Origin of the sequence: Mesorhizobium sp. AR02 (assembly GCF_024746835.1) — a bacterium.
GTDB lineage: Bacteria > Pseudomonadota > Alphaproteobacteria > Rhizobiales > Rhizobiaceae > Mesorhizobium.
Genome location: NZ_CP080533.1, coordinates 76,253 through 92,600 on the forward strand (window position 1 = coordinate 76,253; position 16,348 = coordinate 92,600).

Below are 16,348 nucleotides of genomic sequence, written 5' to 3' on the forward strand. Positions count from 1 at the left end.
CTCGCCACTGCGGCTGATGGGCCACACCGTTGACGAAACGTGGTTGCGAGTTGCCGATACCCGTACTCGACAATCATCCGATTCCGGTACAGATCGTCCGAACTTCGATCGACGACCAGAACCGACTTGACGAGCCATTAGCCGTCCTTAAATGTCCATCGGGGCAGGTACTGCGCTGGCCTGCTCAAGATCGGAGGCCGCCCTAATCGGCCCGCGTTTACTGGCATCGCGAACCCCATCCGCCTTGGTCAAGACCTTGCTAAAATAAGCCTTTGCCCGCGCTGGAACTGGGGTTCGGGGAGGCACGTTGCTCTTAGGGTCACGTTTGAGTGGACGAAGGGAGATATTCAAATGAACACCAAGATGCTCAGATGGGCGCGATTGCGCTTGCAATGATGAATGGCTCAGCGCTCGCCGCTGGCAATACATCCGCGCTTGACGATCCGGCAAAGTACACGCGGGATAAACTTCCTCGACCAATAGCTGGCCAACAACGTTCCAGAGACGACGAAGGCGGATGTCATCTCGGTCGATGAACTGACCAACCGACTGTTGAACGGCGCCGTGGCGGTCGGCATTAAGCGCATAGAAATCGATGAGGAAGTCGACAGCCTTTATCGCACGATCCTGGACGCTATCGTGCACTATGACCCCGGCTTGCCGGAATAACGTCCAGGGGCACGCCTTGACTCGTTCCCGACCCGTTCCCATTTTGGGCTTCCCTGACGTGATAGGCCGGTGCGCAGATGTGTGGACGCGTTTTCGTCAAATCTACAATCGCCGATATTGTGCGGCGGTTCGAGTTCGCCGATCCTGGCGACTTCGATAGATTGAGTAATCGCTTCCCCGTCCGGAACGGCCGGCCCGCTGATGCATATCCGACCATCATCCGCGAAGAACTCTCCATTAGCATGGCCGGCTTCGTCTCGGCCAAACAGGGATTGGTGCCCGGCTGGGCTCGCGACGGTGGCAAGCCGCCGCCCGTCAATGTGCGTTGCGAGACCATCGCGACCAATAGCATGTTTCGCAAAGCCTATGCCTCGCGCCGGTGCCAGTCGAACGACGAAACAGCCCTACGCGATCGCCATGAAATCGGGCGAGCCGTTCGCTCTGGCCGGCATCTGGGAAAAATACCGTCGACGACGACCGCTTGAATCCGCGATAGTTTCCCCGTACTGTCTGAGTGGTGCAGGGCTTTGAAGAGAGGTCACCGCCATGGTTTGCTGCATGCGCGATGCGCAATGTGCCCTTGCTGAGGGAACCAATGGCGAACGCGAAGTACTATGTCTTCAAGAAGGTTGACCTCTGGAAGGTCGGTTACGATGGCAAGGACTGTGCGTATAGTTCGAACGTAGCCGCGGTCGTGGCAGCAATCAAAGCCGCGAAGGGCGCCGCGTCCCGTGGCTACGAGGCAGAGGTCCTAGCCCAGAGCATCGACGGCAAATGGCGCACCGAATGGGCTGCGGAGTAAAAGCCGAGGCAAAGTGTTCTGAATATTGCTGAGCTTTTACAAAATTGCTCAAAACCCGGAGGCATGGAATTGGGGTCCGTGGCACTTGATGGGTGTCGAACGCGGTCCTTTGGTGCCTGTATCTCCAGGGAAGTGATGATGACCAGCACTATGGACGACCAATTGCAGGACACCAAGGTGGGGATAGCGATCCTGGTGACCTGTATAGTCCAAGAGATCAGCGCAACTGATCCTCAATTCACCGACCGCGTTTTGGAACGCTTTCAACGGGCTTATCATGCAGTACGGGACGACGACACCAATACCGCGACCGCCTCGACCTGCTCAACTGGGTCCGTGAACTGCTCACGGGTTCGAGTCAAACCAGCGGGCAAGGAAAGCCTTTCTTGGCCGATTAAGCCTGCTGTTGCGCTGGCGGCCGGTAAACCCACCACCGGGTGGGGGTCCAAACCTCACCCGGTGCCGCATGTAGCGGAACAGCGAGGCTGCTTCAATGAACATCGCAAAGATTGCAATTGCCAACTACCAGCCCAACGTCGGCGTCGCACAGGCGCTGATGCCCGAGCACTTGGGCGTGCCAATCCGGACGTATGAAGGAATGGAGGCTGGGCGCGTCACCAACCGGACATTCACTTTCGAGCAGCGAACTATGCTGCGATTGCCATCGCAGCGGTTACGGGAGACATCAGCCGCTTGCCGGTCGCGCTGCTGGAAATTTGCATCAATGTCGCCGACCTGGCCAACAAAAAACTCGCCTGGTTCGTGGCGCCAATCAGCAGAGGAATAATGGCGCCCATCGGCCGTCAACTCTCAATAATTTGCTGCCGTTTCACACGTTGGGGCATGCCCTGGAAAGCCCGCCATCTCACCCTGCCTTAAGCGTCGGTTCACTGAACGACGACCCCCGCGCAGTCTTGCTCAATCAAGCAACGGCACATGCCACCCATCGACATAGAATTCGCGCAAAATGGAAGAAGGCGCACACTAGGCATATCGACATCACACAGCGTGATCATGATTCGATCATCGCGCCAATAGCGATGTTGAAGGGATGATCTCGCGCACCAGAAAGCCCGTCGCATCTTTCGAAACGACGGGCTTGAGCAAATCAAGAAAGTTAAATTCGCCCCAGGACAACCAGAACAATGATGACGATCAGAATCAGGCCAAGGCCGCCGCCGCCATAGTAGCCGGTGCCGTAGAACGGGCCGCCGCCCAGGCCGCTGAAGCCGCCCAGCAACGCAATAACAAGAATTATGATTAGGATAGTGCCGAGACCCATCGTGTACCCTCTCATGGTTGTGCTGCCGCGCATACTCAACACCGTGGCTACTGCATGTTGATCACGATAAACGTCGTCAGGCAATCCGGTTTCCCGCCCACATGTGTTGGCTGGGCGGAGCGCGTGCGCTCGAGCAGGGGCTGCGGGATATCGCGCGTGCGTCGCTTGGAGGGGTGCGTGGTCACGACCTGATATTCCGGTTGAGTATCTGTTGCAGGAGGTCCCAACCGTATTTCCCCTCAACGGATCTCGTCGTGTGTGAGGCGCCGTGCGGGCGCCAACCGCGACGATGCTGTATGGAGGATACCGACGATGGTGGCGACGGCATGAAGTTGGCGGCGAAGCCACCACTCGGGGCTATTCGAGACCGGGCGGCTTGCCGCTCCGTTTGCGGTGAGGCTGCCGTCAAAGGACAGCTACTATGCCATCCGCCCGAATGGCAATTCCGAACATGGCTCATGAGAAGCGGATGAGCACCGGAATTGTTCTCCACGTTGTGGCGGTGATATGTTCCGATGTTGGAAACGTGCCCGATGCAACTGCCTTGGATGCCGTTATTGGCCCGGCACATCTGAGCGTTGTCCTAATGAGAGTGACTGCCGGAAGCGGGTGACGGGTGCCGGCGTTGGCAAGGCGGTCGGAAACGATAGGCTTCAGGCTGAGGGTGCGGCCCAGAAGGCCAAGGGCAAGGTGCAAAAGGCGGTTGGAGACGTGGAATCAGCGGCCAAAGAAGCGACAAACAAAGCCGCGGCGACAATCAAGAAACTCTAGTCGAGCGCTATGATCACGCACTTGCCGGGCTTGCACCAACGCGGTCTCCTACTGAACGGTGCGTCGGTATCGAGGGGCGCCATCAATGCGGCGTCTGCAGCCATGTCGGACGACCTTGACCTGCCACTGAGATTTTCCTCCATCTGAGATTAGAGTCCGGCCCTTGATTGAAGGACGGACTGATGAAGAGAAAGCGGTTCACGGAAGAGCAGATCATTGCGGTTCTGCGCGAGCATGAGGACGGTGCAAAGGCGGGCGATCTGGCCCGCAAGCATGGGATCTCGGAGGCGACGCTGTATAACTGGAAGGCCAAGTATGGCGGCATGGATGTCTCCGACGCCAAGCGGCTGAAGGCCCTGGAAGACGAGAACGCCAAGCTGAAGAAGTTGCTCGCCGACCAGATGCTCGAAGCCTCGGCGCTGCGTGAGCTTCTGTCAAAAAAATGGTAGGGCCCGCCGTCAAGCGCGAAGCCGTCGCGCATCTGCAGGCCGTCATGGGCTTGTCGGAGCGTCGGGCCTGTTCCTTGTGGGCGCTGATCGCAAGATGATCCGCTACCGGTCCCGGCGTCCACCCGAGACGCAGTTGCGCGGCAGGTTGCGTGACCTCGCCAACGAGCGCCGACGCTTTGGCTACCGGCGGCTGTTCATCCTGCTCAGGCGCGAGGGCGAGGTATCTGGGGTCAACCGCATCTATCGGCTCTACCGCGAGGAGGGCCTGACGGTGCGCAAGCGCCGGGCAAGGCGGCGAGCGGTCGGCACGCGGGCGCCGATCCTAGGGCGTAGTGACGATTTAACTATCTGAGCCAGATAGCGATGGCGGCGAGTTTAACGAAGCCCATGAAGTTGGCCAGCAGCTTGTCGTAGCGGGTTGCGACACGGCGGAACTGTTTGAGCTTGTTGAAGAAGCGCTCGATGATGTTGCGCTCTTTGTAGAGGTGAGTGTTGTAGGGACGTTGGACCTTGCGGTTGCGTTTCGGTGGGATGACGATTTCGGCTCCCGTTTCAGCGATCTTTTCGTGCAGGTGGTCGGCGTCATAGCCCTTGTCGGCGATCGTGGCCCCAGCCTCGAAGCCATCGACGAGATCATGGGCAAAGGCGATATCGTTGCGCTGTCCGGGGCTGGCGATCAGGCGCACCGGTAGCCCGAGCGCATCGCCGGCTGCATGGATCTTGGTGCTTAACCCGCCCCGAGACCGACCCAAGCCTTGGGCATCCGCCCCCCTTTTGCCTTGCGCGCGCCAGCGGCGTGCTGATGCGCTCGCACGATGGTCGAGTCGATCATCAGCCATTCAAGATCGGCTTCGCGTGCCAGGACCGCCAACATGTCGTCGAGCACGCCCATCTCGATCCAGCGATAATAGCGCCGCTTCACTATAGCGTGGTTGCTAAGCCTTTCCGGCAGATCACGCCAGCGACCGCCCGAGCGCGCCATCCAGAGCAGCGCATCCAAAAACAACCGGTTGTTCGTCCTGGGACCTCGCTTGCCCCTGGTTCCTCCGGGCACCAAACCTTTGATCCGATCCCACTGATCATCCCGAAGCGCATCGCAATCCATCGCTGACCTCCAAAAGTCAGCGTTGAATCTGATTTGCTCCCAAACGGGAATCCCCAAACCTTAAATCGTCACTACGCCCTAGTCGAGGCAAAGCCGAACGCGCGCTGGTCGCGGGATTTCGTGCATGACCAGTTCGCCTGCGGCCGGAGGTTCCGCGTGCTCAACATCGTCGACGACGTGACGCGCGAATGCCTGGCCGCGATCCCGGACACCTCGATCTCCGGCCGCCGGGTGGCGCGTGAACTGACGGAACTGATCGTCCACCGCGGCAAGCCGGGCATGATCGTCTCCGACCATGGCGCCGAGTTCACCTCGAACGCCATCCTTGCATGGTCGAAGGATTACAGGATCGAATGGCACTACATCGCGCCGGGCAAGCCGATGCAGAACGGTTATGTCGAGAGTTTCAACGGCTGGATGCGCGACGAGCTGTTGAACGAGAGCCTGTTCTTCGGCCTCGACCACGCTCGCAGCGCCATCGCCGAATGGAGGGAGGACTTCAACACCGCCAGGCCACATTCCTCGCTTGGCTACCAGACCCCGGCAGCCTATGCCTAGGTCATCACCGCAACCGGCTCCGACGCTGCGCCGATCGAAGGCTCCGCGCCTCCGCCGGTTGCTTTACCCGCGCCAAACGGCATAACAGAAACAGTGGCAGGTCACCCTGCGCAAATAGGTCAGGCTTTGGCCATAGGCGTCGATTGCGGGTCTTGCCGCTGCCGAGACGCGCCGATTGAAAGGCAGCAACGGCCTGGTCTGCCGGTGCGTCTCCATCAAACACCGGCCTCGCGTCAGCGCCCGCTCCGGTGCCAGTGTTCACGACGGGTCGACGGTGGTCGAGCAACCGCGCGCCGGCTGCTCACGGGCGTCCCCGAAGGGCACGTGCACTACCGTCCTGTTATCTTTCTTTGCGCCCGTCGCAACCGTTGCAGCCATCGCCACGGCTGCAAGGCAATGTAGGCGGCAAGGAATGCTCTTTGTGCGAGGCCGACTTCGCTATGCCACACCTCCCTCATACCTGCTCCCCGCAAGGCCTTGCGTTGGTCTCTATTGTGGTCCCAGCGCTTGCTGATGCTGTCCGGCTGGTAGTATTTATGACAGAGGACTTCCGGTACGCGGACAAAGCCGCCAAGCAGCGACAGATGCAGAAGCCAGGTCCAATCGGCACAGTATTCGCCCTGGCTGTTAGGCTTGATCCCCCCGCTGCGTTGGAACGCCCATGCCCTGAACAGCCCACGGTTGGGAACCCACCATCCGTGCGGCAGTCGCACCATCAACCGCCCACGGGCAAAACTTCCCTGCAAGCCCGATAGGAAATCGAACTTCGATATAGCATGCTCGCCGCTGACTTCGATCACCTCGACGTCACTAAACGAGAGCACTGCGTCGGTATTGTCATCGAGTGCCAGTACCAGCGTTTCCACATAGGTTGGATCGATGATGTCGTCATGAAAGGCGAAGAACATCAATTCGCCGGTGGCATTGGCCATGAGGTCGTTGGAATTTTTCAGCCATCCGAGATTCTGGTTTCGGCGCAGGATTCGGACGTCATCACGGGCGCTTGCGAATGCCGAAACGATCTCAAACGTCGCATCTGTCGAATTGTCATCGCCGATCAAGATTTCGATATTATCCCACGTTTGGGCGGCAAGGCTGTCCAACGTCCGCGAAATGAACGCTGACGAGTTGTAGCAGGGCACCAGGGCGGTGACCTTCGGCCGCCAGCCGGACTTGGTCTGACGAGCGCGAATCTGTTCGATCTTATCCACTTCATTCCACCCCGCACATCTGCCTTGCCAAGCTGTTTGCGAGCCACGGCGCCGTCGAATATTTCCCCGTGTCGACTGAAATATAGCCGCCTAAGCGGTTGACCCCGAATTGATTTCGACGATGGATAGTGGCTTTCGGATCGCTGAGCGAACCGCGGCCCTGTGCAAACACGAAGCCCCCACGCACTTCTAGCTCTTCGGCGTCGTTGAACATGCTGGACACATTCGGTACAAGCTCGGTGAGCTTGGCCCGAACATCATCGATGAAGCACTGCTGTGCTGTGGCATCCAATGCGATGGGCGTTTCGATCGACAATTCGCCGCTCTCCAAAAAGAGGCCGCTTGGGTACCACGAGAGATAGAAGCTGCGTCCGTCGTAGTTCTTTATGTCGCCAAACGGGCCAAGCGCGACAACCGCGCACGGCACATCAACCGGCTGCCTGGTGCGGCCAAAGAGGCAAAGGCGGTGTCTGTGCGACCAACCCGGGACCGGCTCAAGGCCGGCGGTTCGATCGACAGCCAATCGCCCTTCCCACAGACAATTGACGACGATGTCGAACGACTCGGTTTTCTCACCTTCGATCGCAACGCGCCACTGGCCGGTAATCCCGTCCGTCGGCTGTGCCGACAGAATCTTGGCGGCCATCCGCAAGCTGATATTGGGTTCACCCTTAACCACCTCGCAAAGCCTGTCGGCAATCCAGCGCGTGTTGACGGATCGCTCTGGAACCTGGAAGCCGGCAACGACCTGCTCCGAGCCCGTGATATTTGCCAATTCCCCTTTGGAGAGCCTTTTCGAGCGCGCCGCTGATACATCAACTAAATAGTGGGCGGCGTCGGCATGGCTGTGCAATAAGACATCCAGGCGTTCAAAAATTGTTCCTAGCGCCTCGGCGCCGACGATTGAGTCGCGGTGGACCAGATAGATATCGTCCGAGAATGTCGTGTGCGATTCTAGATCCGACCCGATCAATTCGGAGACGAGCCTACCGAAGCAGAGTCCCCCCGAAAGCAGGTGCCGGGCGGTCAGTAGCGAGGGATCGGCGCCGTAAAGATAGCCGAGGTGGATTTTACCCTCATTCCAGCGGCTGGCACAGGCCAGCGGCTCGTGCTCCTTGTCGAAGAGGGAGACCGAGTAGCCTCGGCGCGCCATCATGACAGCGAGGCTGACGCCCATGATTCCGGCGCCGAGAATGGCCATTGTGCCACGAACCGCCTTCACTTGCTGGCGCACGTCGCGGTCTCTCCTTGTCCGGGGGTTGTCAGACTGGGTCCAACACGTAGTTTTCGGGGTCGTATCCGGTCTCGCAGAAGACCAGCAGGGACGGGTTCTCGCCCTCATATGTTTGCCGTGCCCAGACCTCAGCTTCGACCAGGACCGCCCGGTTCGATGCAGTAAGTGACATCCGCTCGACCTGCCCCTGATAGCGGAATTCGATGCCGATCTCACCCGACAGCTGCATCATCACTTGCCGGCCCAAGCGGTGAGCGTGTCCACCCCGCGACGTGCCAAGCGGCGCGGTGACGACGAACGCCCGCACAGCACGAAAATTGTAGCTGCCGAACTCGATGGCCGTCAGCATGCCCCTGGGGTCGCATTGCATCGTGGTGGGAATTTGCGCCACCATGCCACCCAAGAACGTCTGATGCTTCATGACGTAGGCTCCCCAAGACACTGGTGAAGTGTACAAAGGATAAGCGCTTTCAAAAAGCATAAACTACAACTCTAGACCGTATTTTGGGATTGGCCGATGCACGATAGTCGAACGTGGGCGTGTGGCCTCCCGGCGGCATCGGCGCACAGCTTCCGGCGGAGCGTGGGATTTGTCGGAACAGAACCAGCATTTCATTGAACGGCTTCGGCATCGCCCTGGCTTAATTTCGCCGGATGGGTTCCAACCGACAGTCCGCTTTCGGCCCCCAAGTCGCCGGTCAGGCGCGCCTCGGCTCAATCGCAAGAACCAGCATATAGCCCTGTTCCCAAACGCAGACATTGTCGGCGAATACGCCCGAGGAGCGGTCAGAAGGATCTGCGGCGTGGATCATGGACGGCGCGTCTGCCTGTTTCGCCGCCGAGCCTCGTGCCCAGCCTCCACAGTGCGTATTTTGATCCATCAAAGTAACATATAAGTAATATCGACTCAGTACCGATTAGGTACTTTGGATGTCGCTAAATAGGCAGAAGAGCGCGGATACTTCCCCGCCGATAAGACGAAGCGACTTAAGCTGATCAACCAAACAGGCGCGGCGGCAGGGGAGGGGCATGGTGGTGGCGCTGTTTCTGGCGTGCTCATTGGCGAGCAACTGGCTACCTCTCTTGGTTTGCCACCGGTTCTAGGGTCTGTGGCCGGGCTTCCGGTGAGCTGGCTTGTGCCGGAAGGAGCTCCTAATCTGACAAGGGACCGACCGCATCTATTCGGTCCAAGACTTAACCGACCGGGAAACTGTTGTGGTCCTTGACGACGCCGGCATGATGACCCGGTACGAGCCGGCTCGCTTCCGTGGACAGTTTGAGAGCGAAGAAAGTTGGCTCGATCGCACGGCAGACATCATAAGGAAGTACGCGGCAATTACCGAACATCGGTGGCACAAAGACAACGCGGGTCCGGGTTGAATCGGGCCGCTTCCAAGCGAAAGCCGATGACGGGACTGCGCATACCGTTATCGAGCGCCTTACGATTGTAGAATTGCGGCCGGTAAGCGGGCCGCCTCAATCGGCAAAGGGGTCGAAAAAGTAAAGCACGTTGCAAGGCTTTGACATCGTACAGATCGACGATAGTACGTTCAAGATCGTTTGAACCGGTCAGATAATTCGTCGAATATAATTATTTCTTGCAGCGTGGCATTTTTTTCATTGCAGCATTCGCTTCCGCCTCGCTTTTGTATGTGGTCTTCGCCAGGTCGATCACAAGGGTCCCGTCTGGCTTCTTCGTGACAACCTCACACTGCTTCGAGACCGCGTCTTTCGCCACCCACCACTGTTCGGTGGCCCCAAAAGCCGACATAGTAAACTGACTGATAAGCGCCGTAGCGATTGCGATTTTGCGTATCATTTCGTTTGCTCCCTTGTTCAACACAGAACGTACGGTTTCATCCTCTGTTCCGTTGATGAAGGTCCTGATTGTCCATCTCCTCGCGAAGCGGCTGATATCGGCCAAGGTGAGTTTTTGCCCGCTTGGAAGGCTCACGAAACTGTGCCGGAAAAGATCATGCTGGCAATGGCCGTCAACCATTCCTTCACCAAATTTTCGGCCATCCATGGGTTGTTAGCAAGGATTCTGTGGGGTCGACTTTGGTAAAGTGGCGATTGGTCCGCCCTCCTGCGAACCCTTTCTTACCCGCTCGTGAGTGTGCGGTCCTGCCCAGGAAGGGCGTTCGCAGAAGGCAGTCCCATGGAAAAGTTGAAGCCGATACACGCTATCAAGATCACAGACCTTTCGCCGAATTTACCGCAGACTGGCGAGCCGATTTGCGAGCGCGTAGACCCGACAACGCTACGTAGATCACAGCTACCAGCGCCAAGTGAGCGAGCGCGGACGTAAGCAAATCCGCAAGATCGTCGAGCAGTTCTGTTGGACGAAATTCAAGCCTCCGGTATGCGCCTACGCTCTCGACGAAAACGGTGCGACTGTTTTGAAAGTCCTCGATGGCCAGCACACCGCCATTGCAGCGGCGAGCAATCCGCATGTTGGCATGATACCGGTGATGATTGTCGATGCACCTGACAACCAGGCGCAGGCGGCCGCGTTCGTTGGCCAGAATACCCAGCGGGGTCGGAATTACCCCGCTTCAGCTTCATCAGGCAGCAGTCGCATCTGGTGACGAGGATGCCATGACGGTTGAATTGGTGTGCGCCAGAGCCGGCATAAAGGTTATCACTACGCCGCCGGCCGCCTCGAAATATCGCGCTCGTGAAACAATCGCCATTGCAACAATCAGCGGCCTCGTTAACCGCCAAACGGCAGTGGGTGCGCGCCGGATATTGGAGGTTCTAGCGAACGCGGATTTTGCGCCAATCACCAGCCCCCAGATCCGAGCTGCTGAGTTGCTAATGACCCACAAAGAATTCAACAGCGGTTCGATCCTGAGGAGCTTACCAAGACCATGGCAAACCTCTATCTGACCGCCGAAGAGGACGCCAAGGTTTACGCGCACGCACAAGCTGCCGTTCTTCAAAGCGCTTGCCATTGTATGGTTTCGGAGCACAAAAAAGCGGCGCACACCAATCCGTTTGGTCGCTTAGGGAAGCGCTCGCCGTCGCTCGCGGCGAGGCCGAGCCCTACAAGCTTCATGTGCCTGCCGAGATCGACGTCAAGGCGATCCGCTCGAAGGCAATGCGCGCCTATCTGCACGCAACGTTGGCTGAACAAAAAGCCCGTGTCGGCTCGCGCCGGGATGGGCGAGTTTCATCCCCGAGAATGGCGGCGGCGCTGGAGTGCCAGTGTTCGGAAAGGTGGCGTATTTTAGGTGAAACTAACTCACCTACTTCCGCGTTGCTGGACTCTAGGGGGTGGAGCAGAACGGGGCCGCCTTGGCAGATTTCAGACAGTTTCGATGCCCTCGATGCCAGGGCGCGGGTAAAGTTTTTGATTGCAGCGAATGGGTAGCCTCAAACGGCAAATGCTGTCCGCCAGGCACGTACCGAAAACGCTGCCCTGGAAAGACCGTCACATGCCTACACTGCCTTGGGACAGGATTGCCGGGCCGACCGCTTTAGCCAGCAAACACGCTCACGACATAGGTTGTGGCCGACTGGTCGGGCATTGCGTCTCCAGTAACGGATTGGAAGCCCGCGCCACTTGCGGGAGGCGCGGGCCGATCGGGGCCGGTGAAAATCCCGATCTCCGGCAACGATGAAGTGTTAAGCATCGCGTGCCGGAAGCAAAACTAGTTAGAGATTGCTAATGTTCCGTCAACCGTCGGCGCCGACCGTGTCGAGGACGTTGGCGACAAACCATTTGTACAAAAAGTCTGTGCCGCGCGTGCTCAGGTCCTGTTAGGAGAATCCGATTGGTGGGCCACTGGTCGGCCTCGATTTGTTCCCGTCCGATGCAACTGGTTCCAATTGCGCCCTTATCCTTCGTTTGGCTCCAATTTCGCATTTTCTAGCCTTCTAGGCAGTATGCGCGATCCACCCCAGAAGGAGGACTAGAGCCGCACCGAACGCAAACAGTGTATAGACAGCCAGGAGTAAAAAGACGGGGAAAAAGTCACTGTGGTAGGCTGTCACGCTCACACCGATTAGAGGATTGGCAATTTCATTGTGCAGTGAGCCGTCGTTGTCTGGAACAACCCCAATTCTATTGATTGGACGTCCATCCTCCACTGTCGCCTCTGCCCGCTCTGACTTCGTAGGCGTAGCCGTCTCGGCCGCCTTTAAAATCCTGTTTGATATATGCATTGCCACCACTGGATCATCGGACAGATGGTCCTGTGCGACCGGTTTGGCTAAGATTTCAACCCCGCGTGTGCCCATGGCTAATAAGCTTCTTTCCTGACTTAAAGTTCCCTCGAAGGCCGGCGTCGTAGTGCACAATGGCATCGAGAATGGTGCGGTAGAGGCTGTCGACCTCTTCATCGATTTCGCCGCGCTTGATGCCGAGCGCCTTGGCATCCGCAATCAGCTTGTGGGTGAGTTCGTCAACGGAAATGACATCCGCCTTCGTCGTCTCAGGGACGTTGGTGGCCAGCCATCTGTCCAAGAAGTTGATCCCGCGTGCGCTCATAGAGCCTTAAGCTCGCTCGCCGAATTGAGTTCCAGCAACACGGTTTCAGTCGCCTCCTTGAGTCACTGCTCCCTTAGCCGCGCGGTCTTTGCTTCTCTAGCTTGCCTCCCCCTGGCCACCGCATTCGAAGTCTGCCGCATGGCAGGATTGGGGGTGCGCTGATGGCCCGGAAAACAAGCATTGCCGAATATCGGAAAAGACAGCCGGCACTCATTGCGGAACGCGCTCGTGAATTGCTGATCTACGATCCCGAAACTGGCGCCCTCAACTGGCGCTTGGCCAGGGGATGCCGTAGCGGAGCGCTGGCGGGCACTCGCACTGCTGATGGTTACCAGCAAGTTGAGATCGATTATCGGTTGTACAGGGCGCATCGCGTCATCTGGCTGATGATGACAGGCAGATGGCCGAAGCATCTTGTCGACCATCGAAATGGCATGCGCGCCGACAACCGGTGGAAGAACCTCCGCGAGGCAACGCCGCTGCAAAACGCCAGGAACCGCAAGCCGGGGAAAACCAATTCCAGCGGTACGGTTGGTGTGTCCTTCATCGCGAGCCGAAAGAAATGGCAGGCGTTTATCGGTCTCGACAGCCAGATCGTAAAACTTGGCCACTTCGAGGACAAATCCGACGCGATATCAGCTCGGCAAGAGGCAGAACGCCACCACTATGGCGAGTTTGCAGCCTCCAGTGAAGGAGGCGCCCTATGAACGACGGGGGCGCAATCAAGCCAGACATTCCGCCGCTACGGGACGTAGTGGCTGAGGCTGCACAATGGCTTGCAACCGGCTCTGCTGATCGTGGCAAGGCTGTTGTCCCGCAATTGCAGGAACGGTTCGCCTTGCCGCTCAAAGAAGCGGTTGAGGCCTGCCGGCAGGCGGCCCTGATCCGGGCGAGGGCGACGTGATGAAGCCGAAACATCTTGGCGAACACTTCACGAAGCTCATCCGCCATACAATGGAAGAGCCTGCATGGCGCGCTCTCTCATCCACGGCTCAAGCGCTGTATTTGTGGGTCAAGCTCGAATGGCGCGGCCCCGATGCCAACAACAACGGCAAAATCAGGCTGAGCGTTCGGCAGGCTGCTGCCTGTATGGGCGTGCAGCCTGACACTGCGGCTGAAGGGTTTCGGGACCTACAACGCAAGGGCTTCCTCTTCCAAACCGAACCCGCTTGCCTCGGGGTGGAAGGCGCCGCCAAGTCCCCGTCCTACGAGATCACTGAGATCAAGATGCCAGGGACGGACAAGCAGCAGGATGGGAGAAAACTCTATCGCGAATGGCGACCGGGGCGCGATTTTCCAGTCCAAGGCTCCAGCGCCAACAACCCGCGCGGAGCCAACGGCCGAAAAACAAAACCCCGTCATGAAAACCGTGACGGCCCTGTCCTTATAAACATGACGAAAAAGGCGGCCCTGTCATGAAAACCGTGACAACCCTGTCCCAAAAAGCATGACGAAATTGGAGTTTTCTCAAGACCAACCGTCATGGTTTTCGTGACATCCTTATCCTACCAGACCTATACGGCGGGAGGCGAGTATGCAGCCGAACCTGTTTGATTGGTCGCCGCCTTGCCAAGTCATCCTGTTCCCGATGGTCAAGCGCGTCGGTCGCATCCGTGATGTGACCGCCAAGATGCTGGACAAGCGAACTGACAGGGCAGCATCCTCCTACCGCGACCAGGTGACCGTCGCCATGCTGCGCTCGCTGGCCCGGGCCGGCATTCCCGAAGACGAGCAGAATGAACAGCTCGGTGCCTTCTGGTCAGAGGTTCAGCTTGAGATGATCCGCCTAACGTATCGCGGGAGCCAGCCAGGAGACACGGCTGCATGAGGACAACGGAGCTGCCCTCCTGCCGGCCCGACAAAGATCGCCGCTCCGAACTCCAGCACATATCGGCGGCGACTGTGACGGTATTACTACAGCATTTCAATGCTATATCGATTATGGTCGAACCAACGGGTTGGGATGATTCATGATCAAAATCTTCTATGCGACGGTCGCTCTGGCTGCTCTGGCTGCACCGGCGAATGCTCAGGACGGCAACTGGACAGGATATTACGCGGGCGCAGAGCTGGGTGCCGGATTTTCGCGTCCCGGATTCGATGGCCCCTCGTCCGTTGGCAGTTCGGATTTCGACAACACGGCGTTCATAGGTGGCGTCTACGCTGGCCACGATTGGCAGGCTGGCCAGTTCGTTTATGGCGGCGTCGCAAATTTCGATTTCCTTGGTTTTCACGATCAGAATTCGTCACATATCGTCACCGACCCGATTTTCGGAGGAAAGACCCACTCGTACAATTACGATGTGACCTGGGTAGCATCTGCACGCGCACGAGCAGGTTTCTTGGCGTCGGATCAGTTTTTGCTGTACGGCACCGGCGGCATTGCCGTCGCCCGCATAGCGGCTTCCTCGTCAACAACCGGGATTTTCGGTGGGACCGATAACGTCAACACGACTAAAGTCGGCGGTGCGTTTGGTGCAGGCGTCGAATACGCGTTCGCTTCTCAATGGTCGCTGAAGACAGAGTACGTCCACTATTTGTTCAGTGACGTCCATGTCGGTGGCAATGGCGCCGACCAGGTGACGTTCAAGCCGTCTTTTGGCACCTTGAATTTCGGAATTTCGTACCACTTCTAGCGGGCTAAGTTGGTTTGCGACCGAACGACCTGGCTGCATCGCGCACGAAGTTGCGTGACAATCCCGGCCCCTCAAAAACCGGAAGGGTCGGAATCGCCCGCACGCGCTTTTTGAACTCGTCCAAGGTCAACGCAAAGATCAACTGATCGAGGCGTTCGCCCGTTTTTGCGTCCAGTCGATGAGACAATAGTTCGCCTTCCTGGCGCAGCATTCCAAGTCGGCAGGCCATCACTGCTGCTTGATTCCGTGCTAGCGGCTCGAACGTCAACTTTTCCAATTTGCGTTCGACAAACATATGCCAGATGGCGAGGCGAGTTGCTTCGAATGAGATCTGGAGCTTTCGTTGTGCTTTATCGCCGACGATCAGATGCAGCGACCCGTTGCGATGACGCGGATCGATCTCGGTCATGATCAAGCCAATCGGCTCGTCGTCGAGCAGCCGGATTGCCTGCAAGTTGCGCCATACGTTGTCAAAGGTACCGACATAGGAGCGAAACCAATCGAGCCCCATTGCCGCACCGGGCATGTTTAACCCGGCGGCGACAGCAGGATCGGCAAGCCAGCGAGTGAAGCGCTCGTCCACTTCAACTTGTCGCAAGGTCCGGATCCGACAATTTTCGCCGGATCGATCAACCAATATCGGCCGTGGAGCCGCTGCGATTGGTGCCAAGCCTACGCGCTGGCCGTACTGAGGCATCTTGGGCATTGTGGGTCTCACTTCAATTTTTTACCCACCAATGTCACCAGAAAACAAACTCAAGGCTAGAGCCAATACACGCCTAATTGTGCCATTGAGCGCGTATTGCTCAAACATAGGAGGGGAGCGAACTCGACAGGCGAGCCCGTCACCCTTCATCAGGCTGCTGGCATTGCGGGTAGCCTTGTGAGTATGGGGAAAAGACGGTTAGATTGGGAATGAAACGTTTGCAGTTCAGCATCTTGACGATAGGCACGCTGGCCCTGGGTATCGTAGCGACCGAGGCGAAGCAAAGCAGAGGCGCCGGACCCAGCACAGAAGCCAAACTTGACGGAACATTAGGCTTCGCTAAAAGTTGATGCGTGCGGCAGGTGGTGCCCTCCATCGTCCTGCTGAAGATCGGGCCTCCGATCGGCCCGCGCACCTCTGGCCGAGAAGCGCG

At 58.0% G+C, this 16,348-nt stretch carries 19 protein-coding genes and 2 pseudogenes; 13 read left to right on the top strand and 8 right to left on the bottom strand.

Annotated elements, in window-relative coordinates; genetic code table 11:
* Positions 1-483 precede the first annotated feature (483 nt).
* From DBIPINDM_RS41705 to DBIPINDM_RS41720, 4 genes are all read left to right on the top strand, one after another.
* The gene (locus tag DBIPINDM_RS41705) at positions 484-669 is read left to right on the top strand and encodes a hypothetical protein (RefSeq protein WP_258589870.1); all 186 of its coding nucleotides are present in this window, start codon (positions 484-486) and stop codon (positions 667-669) included.
* 77 nt (positions 670-746) lie between these two features.
* A complete protein-coding gene (locus tag DBIPINDM_RS41710) occupies positions 747-1,154 on the top strand; it encodes an SOS response-associated peptidase (protein WP_258589779.1) in 408 nt (135 codons plus the stop codon).
* 110 nt (positions 1,155-1,264) lie between these two features.
* The gene (locus tag DBIPINDM_RS41715) at positions 1,265-1,471 is read left to right on the top strand and encodes a hypothetical protein (protein ID WP_258589780.1); all 207 of its coding nucleotides are present in this window, start codon (positions 1,265-1,267) and stop codon (positions 1,469-1,471) included.
* Between the two features lie 693 nt (positions 1,472-2,164).
* Entirely contained in the window at positions 2,165-2,350 is a 186-nt protein-coding gene (locus DBIPINDM_RS41720) for a hypothetical protein (protein WP_258589781.1), read from the top strand.
* Positions 2,351-2,588: 238 nt separating this feature from the next.
* Here DBIPINDM_RS41720 and DBIPINDM_RS41725 read toward each other — a convergent pair whose 3' ends face one another.
* Positions 2,589-2,753, bottom strand: a complete 165-nt coding sequence (locus DBIPINDM_RS41725) for a DUF3309 family protein (protein ID WP_258589871.1) — start codon at positions 2,751-2,753, stop codon at positions 2,589-2,591.
* A gap of 953 nt (positions 2,754-3,706) precedes the next feature.
* Between DBIPINDM_RS41725 and DBIPINDM_RS41730 the strand changes: the two are divergent.
* Positions 3,707-4,298, top strand: a pseudogene (locus DBIPINDM_RS41730) (transposase); the annotation flags it as partial.
* A gap of 19 nt (positions 4,299-4,317) precedes the next feature.
* Here the strand turns inward: DBIPINDM_RS41730 and DBIPINDM_RS41735 are convergent.
* Positions 4,318-5,078, bottom strand: a protein-coding gene (locus DBIPINDM_RS41735; protein WP_258589782.1) for an IS5 family transposase whose coding sequence is annotated in 2 segments (ribosomal slippage) — positions 4,318-4,739 and positions 4,739-5,078 — 762 coding nt in all. Because the reading frame shifts where the segments join, the coding sequence is not laid out codon by codon here.
* Positions 5,079-5,156: 78 nt separating this feature from the next.
* On the opposite strand from DBIPINDM_RS41735, the pseudogene DBIPINDM_RS41740 reads away from it, so the two are divergent.
* A pseudogene (locus DBIPINDM_RS41740) lies at positions 5,157-5,633 on the top strand (integrase core domain-containing protein); the annotation flags it as partial.
* A gap of 332 nt (positions 5,634-5,965) precedes the next feature.
* On the opposite strand, the gene DBIPINDM_RS41745 reads toward DBIPINDM_RS41740, so the two are convergent.
* The 4 genes from DBIPINDM_RS41745 to DBIPINDM_RS41760 form a co-directional block, all read right to left on the bottom strand.
* Positions 5,966-6,847, bottom strand: a complete 882-nt coding sequence (locus DBIPINDM_RS41745; RefSeq protein WP_258589783.1) for a glycosyltransferase family 2 protein — start codon at positions 6,845-6,847, stop codon at positions 5,966-5,968.
* Between the two features lies 1 nt (position 6,848).
* A complete protein-coding gene (locus DBIPINDM_RS41750) occupies positions 6,849-8,081 on the bottom strand; it encodes an FAD-dependent oxidoreductase (protein WP_258589784.1) in 1,233 nt (410 codons plus the stop codon).
* A 28-nt stretch (positions 8,082-8,109) separates the two neighbouring features.
* Entirely contained in the window at positions 8,110-8,502 is a 393-nt protein-coding gene (locus DBIPINDM_RS41755) for a sugar 3,4-ketoisomerase (protein ID WP_258589785.1), read from the bottom strand.
* 1,170 nt (positions 8,503-9,672) lie between these two features.
* Entirely contained in the window at positions 9,673-10,107 is a 435-nt protein-coding gene (locus DBIPINDM_RS41760; protein WP_258589786.1) for a hypothetical protein, read from the bottom strand.
* Between the two features lie 262 nt (positions 10,108-10,369).
* Between DBIPINDM_RS41760 and DBIPINDM_RS41765 the strand changes: the two genes are divergently transcribed.
* Both DBIPINDM_RS41765 and DBIPINDM_RS41770 read left to right on the top strand, forming a co-directional pair.
* Positions 10,370-10,669: a hypothetical protein gene (locus DBIPINDM_RS41765; RefSeq protein ID WP_258589787.1), complete on the top strand. Its 300-nt coding sequence runs from the start codon at positions 10,370-10,372 to the stop codon at positions 10,667-10,669.
* Between the two features lie 10 nt (positions 10,670-10,679).
* On the top strand, positions 10,680-10,970 hold the full coding sequence (locus tag DBIPINDM_RS41770; protein ID WP_258589788.1) for a hypothetical protein: 291 nt from the start codon (positions 10,680-10,682) through the stop codon (positions 10,968-10,970).
* 1,333 nt (positions 10,971-12,303) lie between these two features.
* On the opposite strand, the gene DBIPINDM_RS41775 is transcribed toward DBIPINDM_RS41770, so the two are convergent.
* Positions 12,304-12,573 (bottom strand): hypothetical protein, encoded by a 270-nt coding sequence (locus tag DBIPINDM_RS41775; protein ID WP_258589789.1) that lies wholly within the window; start codon positions 12,571-12,573, stop codon positions 12,304-12,306.
* A 161-nt stretch (positions 12,574-12,734) separates the two neighbouring features.
* Here DBIPINDM_RS41775 and DBIPINDM_RS41780 point away from each other — a divergent pair, with 161 nt between their 5' ends.
* The 5 genes from DBIPINDM_RS41780 to DBIPINDM_RS41800 all read left to right on the top strand — a co-directional run bounded on the left by DBIPINDM_RS41780 (position 12,735) and on the right by DBIPINDM_RS41800 (position 15,209).
* Entirely contained in the window at positions 12,735-13,280 is a 546-nt protein-coding gene (locus tag DBIPINDM_RS41780) for an HNH endonuclease signature motif containing protein (protein ID WP_258589790.1), read from the top strand.
* Positions 13,277-13,477, top strand: a complete 201-nt coding sequence (locus tag DBIPINDM_RS41785) for a hypothetical protein (RefSeq protein WP_258589791.1) — start codon at positions 13,277-13,279, stop codon at positions 13,475-13,477. Before DBIPINDM_RS41780 ends, DBIPINDM_RS41785 begins: the two co-directional genes overlap by 4 nt.
* A complete protein-coding gene (locus tag DBIPINDM_RS41790) occupies positions 13,477-13,992 on the top strand; it encodes a hypothetical protein (RefSeq protein ID WP_258589872.1) in 516 nt (171 codons plus the stop codon). Before DBIPINDM_RS41785 ends, DBIPINDM_RS41790 begins: the two co-directional genes overlap by 1 nt.
* A gap of 115 nt (positions 13,993-14,107) precedes the next feature.
* The gene (locus tag DBIPINDM_RS41795; RefSeq protein WP_258589792.1) at positions 14,108-14,401 is read left to right on the top strand and encodes a DUF6074 family protein; all 294 of its coding nucleotides are present in this window, start codon (positions 14,108-14,110) and stop codon (positions 14,399-14,401) included.
* 142 nt (positions 14,402-14,543) lie between these two features.
* Positions 14,544-15,209, top strand: coding sequence for an outer membrane protein (locus DBIPINDM_RS41800; RefSeq protein ID WP_258589793.1), 666 nt, complete (start codon positions 14,544-14,546; stop codon positions 15,207-15,209).
* A 4-nt stretch (positions 15,210-15,213) separates the two neighbouring features.
* Here the strand turns inward: DBIPINDM_RS41800 and DBIPINDM_RS41805 are convergent, their stop codons facing one another.
* On the bottom strand, positions 15,214-15,915 hold the full coding sequence (locus tag DBIPINDM_RS41805; protein WP_258589794.1) for a GNAT family N-acetyltransferase: 702 nt from the start codon (positions 15,913-15,915) through the stop codon (positions 15,214-15,216).
* Positions 15,916-16,348: the final 433 nt, after the last annotated feature.